Origin of the sequence: Staphylococcus sp. SB1-57, assembly GCF_017086425.1 — a bacterium.
Lineage (GTDB): Bacteria > Bacillota > Bacilli > Staphylococcales > Staphylococcaceae > Staphylococcus > Staphylococcus warneri_A.
In genome coordinates this window covers 1,328,828-1,344,824 of sequence record NZ_CP070964.1, presented here as the reverse complement: position 1 = coordinate 1,344,824, position 15,997 = coordinate 1,328,828, and the positions used below count along the sequence as shown (strand labels likewise).

The window sequence follows — 15,997 nt, the reverse complement described above, 5'->3', positions numbered from 1 at the left end:
TTATTTTAATAAGTTTATTTTTCCAGTGTATAAATGAATGAAATACCACTTTTTTCAGTAATACGTAATGAATCAGAATCATCTTGTTCTAACGTTTGATAAGGTATACCTATGTCATCTAACGTTTGTTTAGCGTTTTCAAATTCCGACTTATTTTGAGTGGAAAATTCTATTTGTTCAACCATACCTACATCTTCATTATTGATTTCTGTCTCTGCTTCATATAGATGCAATTCACCACCAAGACCACCTTCTCCAATTTTAAATACTTGGATGGCTTGTGTTGAATCTTCATATGGATGATATTCTGCAAATATATTTAATCCAAATACATTTGTAAGGATAGATGCTGTGATAGGCAATTCATTCACCTTAAGAATCACAGGGCCTAAGCCTTGAATTTGATGTAGCGGATTGACAGTACTTTCAAATGATGGCATACCTAATGGAACGCCTGTGTTATGTTCATTTGAATAGATATCAAATAATTGTTGATTATGATCATTGAAGTTAAAGTGCTTATTACCATTGAGTTCAGTAATTGAGCTATAAGACATTTGATGATTGGTAAAAATAGATTGATATTCATCTAGACCTGAGTCTGATGGAGTTCTTAATCCAACGCTATCGATATGTAAGTTTTGATAATTGCTTTTAGGTACTTCAACAAAATGTATACGAGTACCAGGACTTAAATTGGCATCGCCAAATCTTAAAGCATTTTCACCCTTTTTAGATGAATTAAAACCTAATATATTTTCAAATAAATCTTTAGTTTTAGATAGGTCACTAGTACCTAACGTGACACTTCTAAGTCCGCTCATTTACTGACACCCCTAATCATTTATCGTTACATTATTATTATAACGTATTTTTACGATGATTTATATGATGAACTATTACGATGATGGATCATATGAATGGATAAAAGTTTAAATTGTATTGTGAAAAGTTTGGTTGTAATTAATTTTTCAAAATTAAGTTAAAATTCATTTTGGTATTGTTGTCAAAGTGTATTAAAATATAATTATAGAGATAAAGTAAGGAGGCATACACATGTCTACGATGTGGATAGTATTTGCAATTACTGTTTTAATCGCTGCTTATTCAGGTATACAAGTTTTTACGAATTTACAGAATAAGCAAAAGCCTAATTTTAAATATTTCTTAATTGCATTTATTGTATTTATTATTTTAGCAATTATAGAGATTATCGTCTTATACTAAAAGTTACCCTATAGTTTTAAATGTTAAAACATAGAAATAGCCAGTAAATGATGTTTATATTGACCCATTTACTGGCTTTTTTAGACTATTTAAGCAAGTGTTTATAAATATTCTGATTTAGAAAATAAATAATACAACCCGATTATAAAAATAATGATATAACTCAAAATCCATACAGTAATAAGTAAGAATTGAATTGAAATCAATTGATTTAATGGATATTGATATATTTGAATGAGCTCACCTACTGGTGGTATGAGCCATAATATATATTTGGTCACTGGTAGGCTTATTACTAAAGTGTGTCGCATTATAGATATTAAAAGAATTAAAATCAATAATAACCAACTATACTTTCTCGACATGACGTTTTGAATACAAATAAAGGTACCGATTAATACTCCGAAGATGACAACAATCACATGTATATGTATTGCAAGAGTCATATGTACGATAGACACTTTTTCTGAAAAGCGATTGAAAATGATTGGATAAAGTATTGAAAAAATGATTAAAGGTATTAATGTTAAAAAACTAAAATATAACTTATGTGTCAGATAATTGAGTTTAGAATTAAATTGTATAAATAACAACTGTCGTTCTTTATTATTTTCTAATTGATATATATTAATCGTTAACCATGCCGACACAGATAATAACACAATAGTTGAAGATGCGTAGCTCGATAAAATGGACTGCCCACTATAAACATAAAGCATAGCTATCCAAATCATATAAACGATATAAGGAGGTATAAATGTGTAAGATCTTATTAATTTTTTAAATTGATAGTTTGTAAAACGCATCAGTCGTCCTCCTCGTTAATAACAGCATCGATAGTTACGTTAGCAATAATTAACTTTTTCAAAACAACGTTGGTCTCTTCTACAGGGACTTTTAATTTGATGTACGATTGCGTAGTCGTATTTTTTGAAATAGTAATGTCATATTTCATTTTAAAATAATAGATTAAATCTTCCATATCTTCTATATTTTCTATGATGAAACTCACTATTTTATATTCTGACAATGTAGATGTCATTTCTTTAAAGTCTTGGTTTTCAAGATCAAAGGTATGAGTGATAATGTCATGATAAATACGTGAATCATGAGAAGTTAATATGATAGTTGCTTTATTTTTTAATAACTTAAGTTGGGAAAGTAAATAAGCTAATGATGATTGATCCAGTCCATTAAACGGTTCATCAAATAAGTATACATCTGCCTTTGTAGTTAGGCATTGAATCAGATTTACCTTTTGTTGTGTTCCTTTAGAGCAATTTTTTATCCTGTGTGATAGAAATGGTTCAAGTTGCATTTTTGAAATCATATCGTTTAACGCTTGATCATTGATTGGTATATGATTGAGTTGTCGAATAAAGGATAGGTACTCTCCTACAGTTAAATTTAAATCATTGGGCAGATAATCAGGTGCATAACTGATACGGCCGTTAACTTTAATATTACCTGTTGTGGGACGAATAAGTTTTGCTAACAATTGTAATGTGATTGTCTTGCCGGTACCATTGTGTCCTTGTATGTGTGTGATACTATATTTTGGAATGGTTATCGATAGGTCATTTATAATTTCTTTATGATTGATTGATTTTGATATGTGATTTGCAACAATTGCCTCGGTTGTCATCAAAATCCCCCCAATTAAAATACATTTACGTTCATCTTTGAAGTAAGCGTATCATGCATTTTATTAAAATTATATACTACTAAAGTATTATTTAATACATAAAGAACCAACGGTGATTCATATCACCGTTGGTTCTTAAATTATATTCAACGTTAGTCGTTTGAATTAAGATTCTAATAATAAATCTTCAGGATTTTCAATTAGGTCTTTGATTGTTTTTAAGAATCCTACTGCTTCTTTACCATCAATAATTCTGTGGTCATAGCTTAATGCGATGTACATCATTGGACGGTTTTCGATAGTATCTTTGTCAATTGCAATTGGACGAGTAATGATTGAGTGCATACCTAAGATAGCAGCTTGACTACCATTGATAATTGGTGTACTCATCATTGAACCGAAGATACCACCATTTGTAATTGTGAATGAACCGTTAACCATGTCATCTAAGCCTAATTTTTTGTCGCGAGCTTTGACAGCTAGATTAGCGATTTCTTGTTCGATTTCAGCAAAGTTTTTCTTATCGCAATCTCTTACGAATGGTACTAATAAACCATCGTCAGTAGATACAGCAATACCGATATCATAGTATTGTTTAGTAATCATGTCTTCGCCATCAATTTCAGCATTGACTTCTGGATATTTTTTAAGTGCAGCAACTGCAGCTTTAGTGAAGAATGACATGAAACCTAATTTAGTACCATCATGATCTTTGATGAATTGTTCTTTTTTACGTTTACGTAAATCCATAACGTTTGTCATATCAACTTCATTGAAAGTTGTTAACATAGCTGTATTATTAGATACTTCTAATAATTTTTTAGCAGCAGTTTTCTTTCTACGTGACATTTTTTCACGAATAACTGGTTTAGATGGTTTGTCACTAGATTTTTTAGCTTCATTACCAGAAGGTTTGTTGTCATTTTGTGATGATTGTTTAGCTTGATTCTGACTGTTGTTTACATCTTCTTTTCTAACAACATCATTTGATTTTCCAGCAACTTCACTTAAGTCAACGCCGTTAGCGCGAGCATGGCGACGAGCTGAAGGTGTTGCTTTCACACGTTGGTTATTAGCTGAATCATCTTGAGATTGATCTGATGATTGAGTATCGTTTGATGGTTGAGAAGTTTCTTTAGATTGTTGATCATCTTTATTAGTTTCATCATTACTTTGTGGAGTTTGATTATCTGATGAACCACTTGATGCATTACCACTGCCTTCACCAACAACTGCGATAGCTTGACCTACTTCAACTGTATCGCCTTCATTAGCAAGTTGTTCTGATAAAACACCTGCTTCTTCTGATACAACTTCTACGTTAACTTTATCTGTTTCTAATTCAAGAATAGCTTCGCCTTTATCTACGCTATCTCCAACATTTTTTAACCACTCTGCAATGGTACCTTCTGTAATTGATTCTGCTAATTCTGGAACTTTAACCTCTGGCATTTTGAATTTCCCCCTATTTATTTAGTAATGCTACTTTCAATGATATTATTTTGAACAAGTTTATGAATTTCTCCATCACCTTCAGCTGGTGCTGCCCTTTGGATTCTTCCATGGTAACTTAAATCGTATTTATCACCAACTAGTGCTCTTAGGTAAGGATAAACGAATAACCATGCACCTTGGTTTTTAGGTTCTTCTTGAACCCATGATACTGATTCAAGATTTGGTAGTTGATCGAAAATTTCTTGGATTTCCTCTTCAGGGAATGGATATAATCTTTCAATTGCTACAAGTAATACAGATTCGTCAGGATTTTTAGCTAAATATTCTTTTAAGTCAATGAATACTTTACCTGAAGCTAATATTACTTTTTTAACTTTATCAGCTTCATAATCTTCAGCAATGATTGGTTTGAAACCACCAGAAGTAAACTCATCAATTGGCTTAGCAACTGTTTTGTTACGTAATAAACTTTTTGGTGACATAACAATTAATGGTCTCATTTCTTGAGTATCTAAGCTTGCTGCTTGAGCACGTAGTAAGTGGAAGTAGTTACTTGCACTTGATAAGTTCACTACAGTGCTATTGTTTTCTGCTGCAAGTTGTAAGAATCTTTCAAGACGTGCTGATGAATGTTCTGGACCTTGCCCTTCAAATGAATGAGGTAAGAATAATGTTAAACCTGAACGTTCGCCCCATTTTGCACGTGCACTTGATAAGAAGTTATCAAACATCATCTGTGCCATATTTGAGAAGTCCCCATATTGTGCTTCCCAAATATTGAAACTTCCTTTATTTTCAACATTGTAACCATATTCAAAACCAACAACAGCTGCTTCTGATAATGGTGAGTTATGAATATCGAATGATGCTTTTTGGTCTGGTACATGATGTAATGGTGTGAATGTGTCGCCATTTTCTTCATCATGTAATACTGCGTGACGATGACTGAATGTACCACGTTCACTGTCTTGACCAGTTAAACGAATAGACGTACCATCTTGTAAAATTGTTGCGAAAGCAAGTTGTTCCGCTTGTGCCCAATCTACTAAGCCATCTTCTTTTTCAAATGGTTCTTTACGTTTTTCAAGTACTTTATTTAATTTTTTCAGTACATTGAACCCTTCAGGATAAGTTAACATCGCGTCATTGATTTCTTTTAAGTGATCAAATGAGAATTCCTTATCATCACTTTTAAGTGGTTGTTGTAAGGATTCTGGTTTTTCCATATCTGGATTGTCCATTTTATCTGATTTGTCAATTTTATCATGTGCTGCACGCATTTCTTTTTGAACACTATCAATGACTTGATTCATTTCATCTTCACTGATAATGCCTTCATCTACTAACTTTTTACCATAAACCAATTCTACTGAATCATGCTTACGGATATTTTGATATGGTAATGGATTTGTAATTGACGGTTCATCCATTTCGTTATGACCGTAACGTCTATAACCTACTAAGTCGATGACTACATCTTTATGGAATTCTTTACGGAATTCCATAGCGATATCAATGGCTTCGATCGTTGCTTCTACGTCGTCAGCATTAACATGTAAAATCGGAACATCATAACCTTTAGCAACATCTGTTGAGTATGTTGTTGAACGGCCATCTGTTGGTTCAGTTGTGAAACCGATTCGGTTATTTGTAATGATGTGTAAAGATCCACCAGTTGAGTAGCCTTTTAAATCACCTAAGTTCATTGTTTCAAAGTTAATACCTTGACCAGGATATGCAGCATCACCATGTATAATGATTGGCATAGCTTTATGGAAGTCAGTTTGTGGCGCGGCAGCTTGTTGTGTATTATCTTGCGCAGCACGTGTACGACCTTCAACAACGGGCGCTACAATTTCCAAGTGACTTGGGTTGTTTGCTAAAGCGATTCGTTGTTCAATACCGTATGAATTTGTAGTTTTTACGCCACCTAAGTGATACTTCACATCGCCAGTCCAACCAGCAGTTAATTCTAAGCTACCATCTTCTGGCAAGAACTTCATTGGGTCAGTGTGCATGAATTCTGAAATCATCATTTCGTATGGTTTCTCTAATACGTGAGTCAGTACATTTAAACGACCACGGTGCGCCATACCGATTTGAATATTTTTGATTCCAGCTTCGCCAGCTAGTGTAATTGTGTGTTGTAGCATTGGTACTAGAGCATCGACACCTTCAATAGAGAATCGTTTTGCACCAACGAAGTTTTTGTGTAAATATTTCTCGAAACCTTCGACATGAGCCAATTTATTAAATAATTCAGTTTTTTGTTTATTATTTAATGTTGCTTTATATGGTGTTTCGATACGACGTTTTAACCATACACGTTCTTTATTGTTATTAATATGCGTATATTCGAACGCAATAGGACCTTTGTATCTTTTTTCCATACGAACAATAGCTTCATATGCATTATCATAAATATCAGTAAAGTGTTCTGATACGATTCCAGCTGAGATATTTTCCAAAGTAGCTTGATCTAAATCGAAATCTTCTATTTCTAATTTAGGAATATTTTTACGCTCTGGAGGATTGACTGGATATATATTTGCTTTTAAATGTCCGTATTGTCTAATGTTATCGATTAATCTCATGACACGTTTAATTGTACTGTCACCAGATTGTGAACCACCCTCATTAGCGGCTGGTTTAGCCTCGATATGAGCTTCCCCTGTTTGAATTGTACTAAATAGGACTTGTAAATCTTCGGGTACTGATGATGGATCTTGTAGGTAATCATCATATAAATCTAGCATTAACCCTAGATTTGCGCCGAAGTTTACAGGTGCCTCTGTAACCTCTCTCTTGTCCTTTGTCATATTACACCCTCCACAAAAATGTTGAAACGCTTACAAGACAATAATAGCATTATTTCAAATTTTGTTAAAGTAGATTTACCTATTATTGTAAAAAAACAGAACCAAGATAAATTTGGTTCTGCATTAATTTCATAATATTAAAATGTTGGTCATAAAGATGTAAACTAAAAGCTTAATTAGGTACACAAAATGTATGATTTACAAAGGATTTTCGTTCTAATTGATGTCTTTAAAATATGATTTTAAAGGTTGTGTAATGATCAACTTCACTTTCTACTTGAATAAATCCACCATTTAATTGAACGATTTTATCAGCAATAGATAGACCTAAACCATTACCACCTTGGCTGCGAGCTCGAGATTTATCTACACGGTAAAAACGGTCAAATATAAATTCTAGGTCTTGCTTTGGAATACCTAAACCGTGGTCAGTAATCTCTATACTAATTTGTTTGTTTTTAAGTTGAGTCTTAATCTGAATTAATTTATTTTCAACATCATATTTCATCGCATTGTCTATAAAGATTAAAATGAGTTGTTCGAATTGATGACGGTTCATATTAAGTTTTAAAGGTTTTTCATCTAGTTCAATATCAAACGTATAGTCTGGGTGTAGTTGTTTAAGAGAATTAACTCTAGATAATATTTCAGAATTGATATCTACGAGTTCTTTTTCAACTTGGCCATTTTTAACATTGTCTTTAGTTAATAATAATAATTCTTCAACTAATTTGGTGATTCTGTTCATTTCTTCTAAAGAAATATTTAGTGATTCTTCTAGCACGGCTGGATCTTTTTTACCCCATCTTTGAATTAAATTCAAATGACCTTGAATAATTTGTAATGGCGTTCTTAATTCATGGGATGCATCTTCTACAAATTGTCGTTGTTGATTAAACGTTTCTTCGATATGGAACATCATCTCATTAAATGTAGCGATGAGATTATCAGTTTCCTCATAGTTTGTCGTCAACTCTAATTTATTTTGGAAACCGTCACGCCGAATTTGATTCATTTTATTAGACATGGTCACAATGGGTTTGGTGATTTGTGATGAGACGATATAACTTACAATGGCAGTGATAAATGTTGCTATTAAGCCAAATGCAATGGCTACAATATATAAAGATTGTACAAGATGTTCATAATTTTCTAATGAATGAATTAATACGCTATATCCATTAAAGTTTTGAGTATGGATACGTTCTGTGATTGCTAAGTAATCAACGCCTTTATATTTAATGATTTTGACTCTTTCTGGGTGAGAAAGGCCTATATTAGAAGGTACAGATGGCAAATTTTCATTTGTTGTTTGAAGTAATTTTTTTCCTTTAGTATTAAAAATAGTCACTTCTTGAAAGTTTTCTAACGAAGCATTTAAATCTAAGGCCGATATTTCATCTAAGGGTTTGGCATGAAATAAATTGATAATATCGTCAGAACTACGTTCAGCTTCGTCTAATTCACTATCATGTAAGGCATTCTTTAAAAAGAAGATGATTACCAGACAGAATAAAACGATAGTGATAAAAGTGATAAATGTGGTGATTAACATCCATTTATATTTGAGTTTCCGTTGTTTCATCATCGAATCACGTACCCTACACCACGTACTGTTTCAATGACTTTATCTTTACCAAAGGGTTTTAGTTTGTTTCTTAAATAGCGGATATAGACATCTACGACATTCGTTTCAACTTCAGTATTATATCCCCATACATGATTTAAAATTTGTTCACGTTGTAATACGTGATTTTTATTTTCTGCTAACACGTAGAATAAGTCATATTCAGTTTTAGTTAAATCTAATTGAGTGCCATCTACTGTAACCTCAAAAGCTTCTTTATCTATAATGATACCGTTAATATTAATAGTATCTTTTTTAGGTTGACGACGAAGAATGGCTCTAATACGAGCAAGTAATTCTTCGATATCAAATGGTTTAACAATGTAATCATCAGCACCATAATCTAAACCAGCAACTTTATCATAAGTATCACTTTTAGCAGTAATGATGATAATAGGCGTTGTTTGCTGTTGACGAATTTGACGACAAATCTCTAAACCATTTATATTCGGTAACATTAGATCTAAAATAATGAGATCGTAAGTTTTATTCAGTGCTTTGTCTAGACCAGTAGCACCATCATTTTCAATATCGACTTGATAATTTTCATGTGTTAGTTCAAGTTCAATAAATCGAGCTAAGTTTTTTTCATCTTCTACAATTAAAATGTTTGTCATCTTTGCACCTCTTAATATGGTTATGCACAATGTTAAATAAAACTCATTTAACATATGATTGATGTATTTATCTTTAATATATTCATTGATGTTGAATGTAGACATCTGATTTCGAAACTTAGTCATTGATTTCGTGAATGTTGTGAATCTACATGTCAATGATTAATTAGATGACTTAATTCATATGCCTTTGCCTCTTTGTGTATAACCCATTAATTGTATTCTTAACTAAATTTTATCATATTTTCAATCGTTACATAGTCGGTATTGAGAAGTATTTTATTATTATTTCCAGTATTAGAAATAGCTAAAATCGTTGGTAGTTAGTGATCGCAAAATAAGTTTATCATTTTTTATTGTTTCTAATTGACAATGATTCTCATTAGTGTATAATAATAGTTGAAAATGATTATCAATACCAAAAAGAACTTTCCCCCCCACATATATTTCGTTCTTAAGGATTGGTCATTTTCATATAATCCCCTTTTATATGCCCGTAAAAGACTAACGTTGAAAAACGTTTTAATAAAGCAGTAGACCTTTAGACACTTGAGGTTTACTGCTTTTTTAGTTCCGCTAATGATGACAATTAATGATAAAAGAAAGCACCACATTTCCTTAAGTTGAAATGTGGTGCTTCACTGTCTTATTTTATTTTGCTAATTGCTCATTTAAGATTAGTGTTGATAATACAATGCTAAATGCGCCACCAATGATTCCTGCAATAATATCAGTTGGATAATGTACACCTAAATACACACGTGATGTTGAAACCATCAAAATGAGTGAAGCTGCTAACCCTATTAAAATGCCTTTTGATAGTCCAGAATCCGTTCTGTTCAAGATATAAATGATACTACCGAAATAAGATGTTGATCCCATTGCATGTCCACTCGGGAAACTAAAACCAGTAATATCAATTAAGCGCAATAATGTTGGTCGTTCTCTATCAAAGATATTTTTTAAAACGGGGTTTAATATGCTTGATAAACTCATCACGATAATAAAGAATAAAGTTTCAATTCTTAGTCGTTTTAACATTAAATATGCGATAAGCATTAATGATAAACAAACCATAGCCCATACTTCACCTAGTTTGGTAGCACCAAGCATGATTGAAGTTGTAATAAAGCTTTCTGATGCATAAATGAATTCGTAAACTTCATTATCTATCCATTTACCTAAGCGTGATTCATGGAAGAATGCTATGATTCCAAATATCAAAGTAAAAATGATAAGTAATGAAATTCGTTTTAATCGACTCATTACATTGTCCCCCTAATTGTCTAAAGCATCATTGATTATTTTATCGAATAAATCTTCTTTAGTGTAACTTTCTTTATAAGTCTGCATTTGTTTAATGATATCCTCACGATTTGTTTCAATGTGATTCAACTCTTCTAACAATCTTACTTGCGTCAATTCATCTTCAGGAATGGCTTTACCATAACCTTTAGACTCGAAGTTTTTCGCGTTATCAATTTGGTCGCCACGTGATTGATCAAGACCAAGTGGTATTAATAGCATTGGAATTCGTAACGTAAGGAATTCATAAATAGCATTTGATCCTGCACGACTTACTACTGTATCAGTAATCGCAAGTAAATCTGTTAAATCATCTTTAACAAATTCAAATTGTACATAGCCTTCTTTTTTAATTGAATCGTCAACTAAACCTTTACCGGTTAAATGTATAACTTGATATTGGTGTAATAAAGCTTCTAGGTTTTCACGAATAGCATCATTTAATTTTTTACTGCCTAAGCTACCACCCATAACAAGTAAAACCTTTTTATCTTGCTTAAATTCAGTTAATTGATAACCACGTTGTTGATCTCCTTGTTTTAAATCTTCACGTACTGTCGCACCCACAAAATCTGCTTTATCTTTTGGTAAATAGTTTAATGTATCTTCAAACGTTGTATAGATTTTCTTAGCGAATTTTAATGCAATTTTATTTGCTAAGCCAGGTGTTAAATCTGATTCGTGAATGATAGTAGGAATCTTTAACGAACGTGCCGCAATGACAACGGGTACAGACACAAAACCACCTTTTGAGAATAGTAAATCTGGCTTTTGTTTTTTTAAAATTTTACGTGCGTCAAGTACCCCTTTTAGAACTTTAAATACGTCTTTCGCATTTTCTAATGATAGGTAGCGGCGTAATTTACCACTCGAAATAGGATAGTATGCAATATTAGGTAATTGTGATTCTATCATTTCTCTTTCTATACCATTTTTAGAACCAATATAAAACGCCTCATGCCCTTTGTCTAATGCAGTAGGAATCAGACTTAGATTGACTGAAACGTGTCCAACCGTTCCGCCTCCAGTAAATGCGATTTTAGTCATAAATATAACCTCTATTCTTATATGTTTTTATAATATGCGTAAAATGGTGCACCACGATCGAATGGATGGTAATCAATTTCGGCTTCGCCCACTTTAGTAAATCCAAACTTTTCAAATAATCCTTGTGCTGGTTTATTAAGCGCAAACGTATCTGTCAAAATGACATGGACACCATGGTCTTCTGTCAAATCAACTGCAAATTGGAATAATTCAGTTGCTGCACCTTTATATGATTGTGAACCAGCTAATCGATGGATTACGTATGCACCTTTACGATCAATTGGCCATTCTAATTCATCATACCATTCTGACTGATTTTGGTCGATGACAATAAAGCCATAAATTTCATTATCAACATCTAATACATAAAGTGTTTCAGATTCGATATCTTCTTCAAAATGTTCAGTTACAGGGTATTTATCATCCCATTGATTGTTGTTGAATTTCTCCATTATTTCTTTTGCTTCTTCTACTAATATTTCAATTCTAGAAAGATCTTTTTTCGTTGCTAATCTTATCATAATCTAAAACACCTCTTTGTATTTATGTTTATTAGTTAAATACTCTCATCTTTAAATTCACGCTTTTTAATCATTTTAAACTTATTTTAACTTCTTAAGTAGTTGGTCTAAAACAGTATCATTTTTATTTGATTTTTCGACTAATTTTTGAGTGAACTTATCATTTGTTTCTTTATCAAATTCACCGTTAACAGTTAAATCATTGTCTTTTTGGAAGGCTTTAATTGCTGACTCTAAACTTGTATCAAATGATTTAGTTTCATTATCTACTTTGAAACCAAGCGCTGTTAAACCAATTTTCATTGTTTTGACATGTTTATTGTTATCTCCTAACTTATACGTTTTATCATTAGGAATCACGCTTAATGATTGATACTTAGGTGTAGCAATTTCGATATCGGGTTTAATCCCTTTACCGTGAATATAATGACCATCAGGTGTTAACCATTTCATTTCAGTATATTTTAATAATGAGCCATCGTTGAATTCACGTGTCGTTTGTACAATCCCTTTACCAAATGACTTAGAACCATATACTTTAGCTTTATGATAATCTTTGAGGGCGCCAGTAAATACTTCTGAGGCACTTGCTGAACCTTCATTGATTAATATAGATACTTTCATATCTTTGGCTTCTTTTAAAGGATCGTTTTCGGTTTTAAGCTGTTGTTTGTCATCACCTTTTTGAAGTTGAACAACTGTTTTGTCTTTATCGATGAATATATTTGCCATTTTAACTGCTTCGTCTAATAATCCTCCAGGGTTATTTCGTAAATCTAATACGATGTTACGAACGCCTTGTTTATGCGCTTTCTTAATCGCATTTTTCAATTCGCCTGATGTGTTGTTTTGGAATTTATTAATTGTAATAACACCAACATTGTCTTTTTTCTCATATTCAACACTTTTAACATGGATTGTATCACGTTTAATGGCAATATCTTTTTCTACTGAGCCACGTTTAATCGTTAATGTGACTTTGGTACCTTTTTTACCACGTACCATTTTTACAACTTCATCTAATGGTTTATTTTTAATTGATTTGTGATTAACTTCAGTAACCACATCTTTTGGTTTGATGCCAGCTTTTTCTGCTGGAGAACCTTTCATTGGACTCGTAATACTGATTTGATCATTTTTCTTTTGCATTTCTGCTCCGATACCTACGAAATCACCAGACACACCTTCATTGAATGATTTGGTTTGCTCTTTGGTCATATACTCTGAATAAGGATCTTTTAATTCCTTGACCATCCCATCTATTGCCGCTTGAGAAAGTTTATCGGATTTTTCATTTTTATAGTAATCTTTATTTAATGTTTTATAGACATATTCAATTTTATGTAAATTAGCACGTTGTTCCTTATTCAGACCACTCATTTGATGACTGATTAACAATGTAGCTGCAACGGTAATTGCTACAGTAATCAAAATAATGCCAATAATGAGTATAATCAAATGCCATAATTTAAGATGAATTTTCTTTTGAACTTTATCTTTTGTTTTCTGCTGTTTTAAATCTTGTTGATCTTGTTCGATTTGTTCGTCTTTATCATTCGTCACATAATCACTTCCTTAATCTATGGTGACCATTCAAATAGATGTCTTACATTGAAACATCTTTATTACATTATTATTCTAGTATGTTGCATTTTATTTAACTAGCAATTTGATTTCCAAAAAAGGTACTTATAGTATGTATGGATTAATTTAGAAAATCAACTGAAATATCAATGATTAAAGCACATGATAAATTGATTTTAAGATGCAATTTAAAAGTATAAAAGAAAAGAGGTTGAGACAATAAGGTTTAATGCTCTAGAAACCGATTCAATGGTGTCTATAAAGCAGGTTTGAAAGATTTGCTATCACGATTCAACAAATATGGTATTATCATATTTGTTTATCATTTTAAGCAATTCAAATCTTAAACGCTTACGTCCCGACCTCTTTAAATGTGTATGCTAAAATTTTAACCATTCAGTGTATTCTTCGTATAAATCATCAAACACAGACATAGATAATGTAAAATCTCCATGCGTTTCTATATAGTCAGAAAGAGTATTGAAATCATTCTCGTGACGCGGAAATGCTAAATCTTCAAAAATTTGTTCAGCTAAGCGTCCTTTATCATCTTTTCTACCTCTAACTGTCATAGCAAATTGATAAAATGAATAGTTCTTCATTAGTTCATAGTCACATCAATAACTTTTGTTTCGCCTTTAACAACTGCGTTGACATCTTCAAAATGAATTGATGCTGTTTGATCAGAGTTAGTAATAATGACTGGAGAAATGACTGATTTTGCGTTGTTTCTAATGTATTCAACATCAAATTTAATAATTGGATCTCCAACCTTAACTGTATCTCCACTGTCTACAAGCACTTCAAAGCCTTCTCCATCAAGTTGAACTGTATCTAACCCGATATGCACTAATAATTCAAGGCCATTCTCTGCTTTTAATCCAATTGCATGTTTTGTAGGGAATACATTATCTACATTACCTTCAATTGGAGATACTACAGTACCTTCAGTTGGATTAATACCAAAGCCTTCACCCATCATTTTTTGAGCAAATACAGGATCTGGAATATCCTCGATTTTTACATATTCTCCTGATAATGGTGCATAAATTTGAATATTCTTATCTACTTCTTTACCTTTGCCAAATAATTTTTTAAACATAGTATTTCACTCCTATTTCTCAAAGTGTTGTATTAAGTCACCGTAACCTAATTCTTCTAATTTATCATAAGGAATAAATTGAATTGCTGCTGAGTTAATGCAATATCTCAATCCACCCATTTCTTTTGGTCCATCATTAAACACATGGCCTAAGTGACTGTTGGCATCTTCAGAACGTACTTCTGTTCTAATCATACCAAACGTTTTATCTACTAATTCAATGATTTCGTCATCATCAATGGCTTTTGAAAAACTTGGCCATCCACAATCAGATTCGAATTTTTCTTCTGATGTAAATAGTGGTTTGCCTGATAGTTTGTCTACATAAATACCTTTTTCAAAATGATTCCAATATTCATTTTGAAATGGTGGCTCGGTACCATTTTCTTGGGTAACAAGATATTCCATATCATTAAGTTCGTCTTTGTTCTTTTTAATCATGTTGAGACCCCCAATGTGTTTCTATAAATGCTTTTCTGCCTGAACCACGTTGGTATTGTTCATAGTGTGTAGGATTCTTCTTATAGTAATCCTGATGATAATCTTCTGCAGGATAGAAATTTTTATATGGTTTGATTGGTGTGATAACCGGTTTCTTAAATATACCTTGTTCATCAATTTGTTGTTTCTTTAAGATAGCAGCTTTACGCTGTTCATCGTCATGATAAAAAATGACAGGTTGATAACTTTCGCCACGATCGAAAAATTGACCGCCATCATCTGTTGGATCAAATGTCTTGAAATAAACATCTAATATATTTTCGAATGAAGTTATTTCTGGATTATAAGTAATTTGGACAGCTTCTACATGTCCTGTTTGATTTGTACATACTTGTTCGTAAGTAGGGTTTTCTACATGACCACCACTATATCCAGAGACTACTGATTCAATGCCAGGATATGATGTGAATGGTTTAACCATACACCAAAAACAACCACCAGCTAATGTCGCATAAGCCATTTGATTGCCTCCTTCCTATTCTTGTTAATAATTTACGATATTATTAGTTAGAAATAAAGATAAACGCTCAAAGGCTTTAAGACATTG

General features: G+C 32.2%; 16 protein-coding genes and 1 pseudogene. 1 reads left to right on the top strand and 16 read right to left on the bottom strand.

Annotation, left to right across the window (positions count from 1 at the left end):
- Positions 1-14 precede the first annotated feature (14 nt).
- Complete coding sequence (locus JX000_RS06690; protein ID WP_049423440.1) at positions 15-824, bottom strand: VOC family protein; 810 nt, start codon at positions 822-824, stop codon at positions 15-17.
- A 232-nt stretch (positions 825-1,056) separates the two neighbouring features.
- On the opposite strand from JX000_RS06690, the gene JX000_RS06685 reads away from it, so the two are divergent.
- Complete coding sequence (locus tag JX000_RS06685; protein ID WP_002451187.1) at positions 1,057-1,227, top strand: hypothetical protein; 171 nt, start codon at positions 1,057-1,059, stop codon at positions 1,225-1,227.
- Positions 1,228-1,328: 101 nt separating this feature from the next.
- Here JX000_RS06685 and JX000_RS06680 read toward each other — a convergent pair whose 3' ends face one another.
- From JX000_RS06680 to msrA, 15 genes and pseudogenes are all read right to left on the bottom strand, one after another.
- Entirely contained in the window at positions 1,329-2,033 is a 705-nt protein-coding gene (locus JX000_RS06680) for a hypothetical protein (protein WP_049423436.1), read from the bottom strand.
- Positions 2,033-2,872: an ATP-binding cassette domain-containing protein gene (locus JX000_RS06675; protein WP_206140531.1), complete on the bottom strand. Its 840-nt coding sequence runs from the start codon at positions 2,870-2,872 to the stop codon at positions 2,033-2,035. The genes JX000_RS06680 and JX000_RS06675 overlap by 1 nt, the downstream gene beginning before the upstream one ends.
- A gap of 165 nt (positions 2,873-3,037) precedes the next feature.
- Positions 3,038-4,324: a dihydrolipoyllysine-residue succinyltransferase gene (sucB, locus tag JX000_RS06670; RefSeq protein WP_002451186.1), complete on the bottom strand. Its 1,287-nt coding sequence runs from the start codon at positions 4,322-4,324 to the stop codon at positions 3,038-3,040.
- A gap of 17 nt (positions 4,325-4,341) precedes the next feature.
- Positions 4,342-7,146, bottom strand: coding sequence for a 2-oxoglutarate dehydrogenase E1 component (locus tag JX000_RS06665; protein WP_124228305.1), 2,805 nt, complete (start codon positions 7,144-7,146; stop codon positions 4,342-4,344).
- A 229-nt stretch (positions 7,147-7,375) separates the two neighbouring features.
- The gene (locus JX000_RS06660; protein WP_206140530.1) at positions 7,376-8,734 is read right to left on the bottom strand and encodes a HAMP domain-containing sensor histidine kinase; all 1,359 of its coding nucleotides are present in this window, start codon (positions 8,732-8,734) and stop codon (positions 7,376-7,378) included.
- A complete protein-coding gene (locus tag JX000_RS06655) occupies positions 8,731-9,390 on the bottom strand; it encodes a response regulator transcription factor (RefSeq protein WP_002451182.1) in 660 nt (219 codons plus the stop codon). The genes JX000_RS06660 and JX000_RS06655 overlap by 4 nt, the downstream gene beginning before the upstream one ends.
- A 353-nt stretch (positions 9,391-9,743) precedes the next feature.
- A pseudogene (locus JX000_RS12325) lies at positions 9,744-9,852 on the bottom strand (hypothetical protein); the annotation flags it as partial.
- A gap of 189 nt (positions 9,853-10,041) precedes the next feature.
- Positions 10,042-10,656, bottom strand: coding sequence for a phosphatase PAP2 family protein (locus JX000_RS06650; protein ID WP_049424726.1), 615 nt, complete (start codon positions 10,654-10,656; stop codon positions 10,042-10,044).
- Between the two features lie 12 nt (positions 10,657-10,668).
- Positions 10,669-11,742 (bottom strand): undecaprenyldiphospho-muramoylpentapeptide beta-N-acetylglucosaminyltransferase, encoded by a 1,074-nt coding sequence (locus JX000_RS06645; protein ID WP_049424728.1) that lies wholly within the window; start codon positions 11,740-11,742, stop codon positions 10,669-10,671.
- Positions 11,743-11,759: 17 nt separating this feature from the next.
- Entirely contained in the window at positions 11,760-12,263 is a 504-nt protein-coding gene (locus tag JX000_RS06640; RefSeq protein ID WP_002451179.1) for a GNAT family N-acetyltransferase, read from the bottom strand.
- Between the two features lie 81 nt (positions 12,264-12,344).
- Entirely contained in the window at positions 12,345-13,802 is a 1,458-nt protein-coding gene (locus JX000_RS06635; protein WP_049424745.1) for a S41 family peptidase, read from the bottom strand.
- A 425-nt stretch (positions 13,803-14,227) separates the two neighbouring features.
- Positions 14,228-14,449 (bottom strand): YozE family protein, encoded by a 222-nt coding sequence (locus JX000_RS06630; protein ID WP_002451177.1) that lies wholly within the window; start codon positions 14,447-14,449, stop codon positions 14,228-14,230.
- Positions 14,449-14,949: a PTS sugar transporter subunit IIA gene (locus JX000_RS06625; RefSeq protein ID WP_002451176.1), complete on the bottom strand. Its 501-nt coding sequence runs from the start codon at positions 14,947-14,949 to the stop codon at positions 14,449-14,451. The genes JX000_RS06630 and JX000_RS06625 overlap by 1 nt, the downstream gene beginning before the upstream one ends.
- Before the next feature lie 12 nt (positions 14,950-14,961).
- Positions 14,962-15,390, bottom strand: a complete 429-nt coding sequence (gene msrB, locus JX000_RS06620) for a peptide-methionine (R)-S-oxide reductase MsrB (protein WP_002451175.1) — start codon at positions 15,388-15,390, stop codon at positions 14,962-14,964.
- The gene (gene msrA / locus JX000_RS06615; RefSeq protein ID WP_002451174.1) at positions 15,383-15,910 is read right to left on the bottom strand and encodes a peptide-methionine (S)-S-oxide reductase MsrA; all 528 of its coding nucleotides are present in this window, start codon (positions 15,908-15,910) and stop codon (positions 15,383-15,385) included. Before msrA ends, msrB begins: the two co-directional genes overlap by 8 nt.
- Between the last annotated feature and the right edge of the window lie 87 nt (positions 15,911-15,997).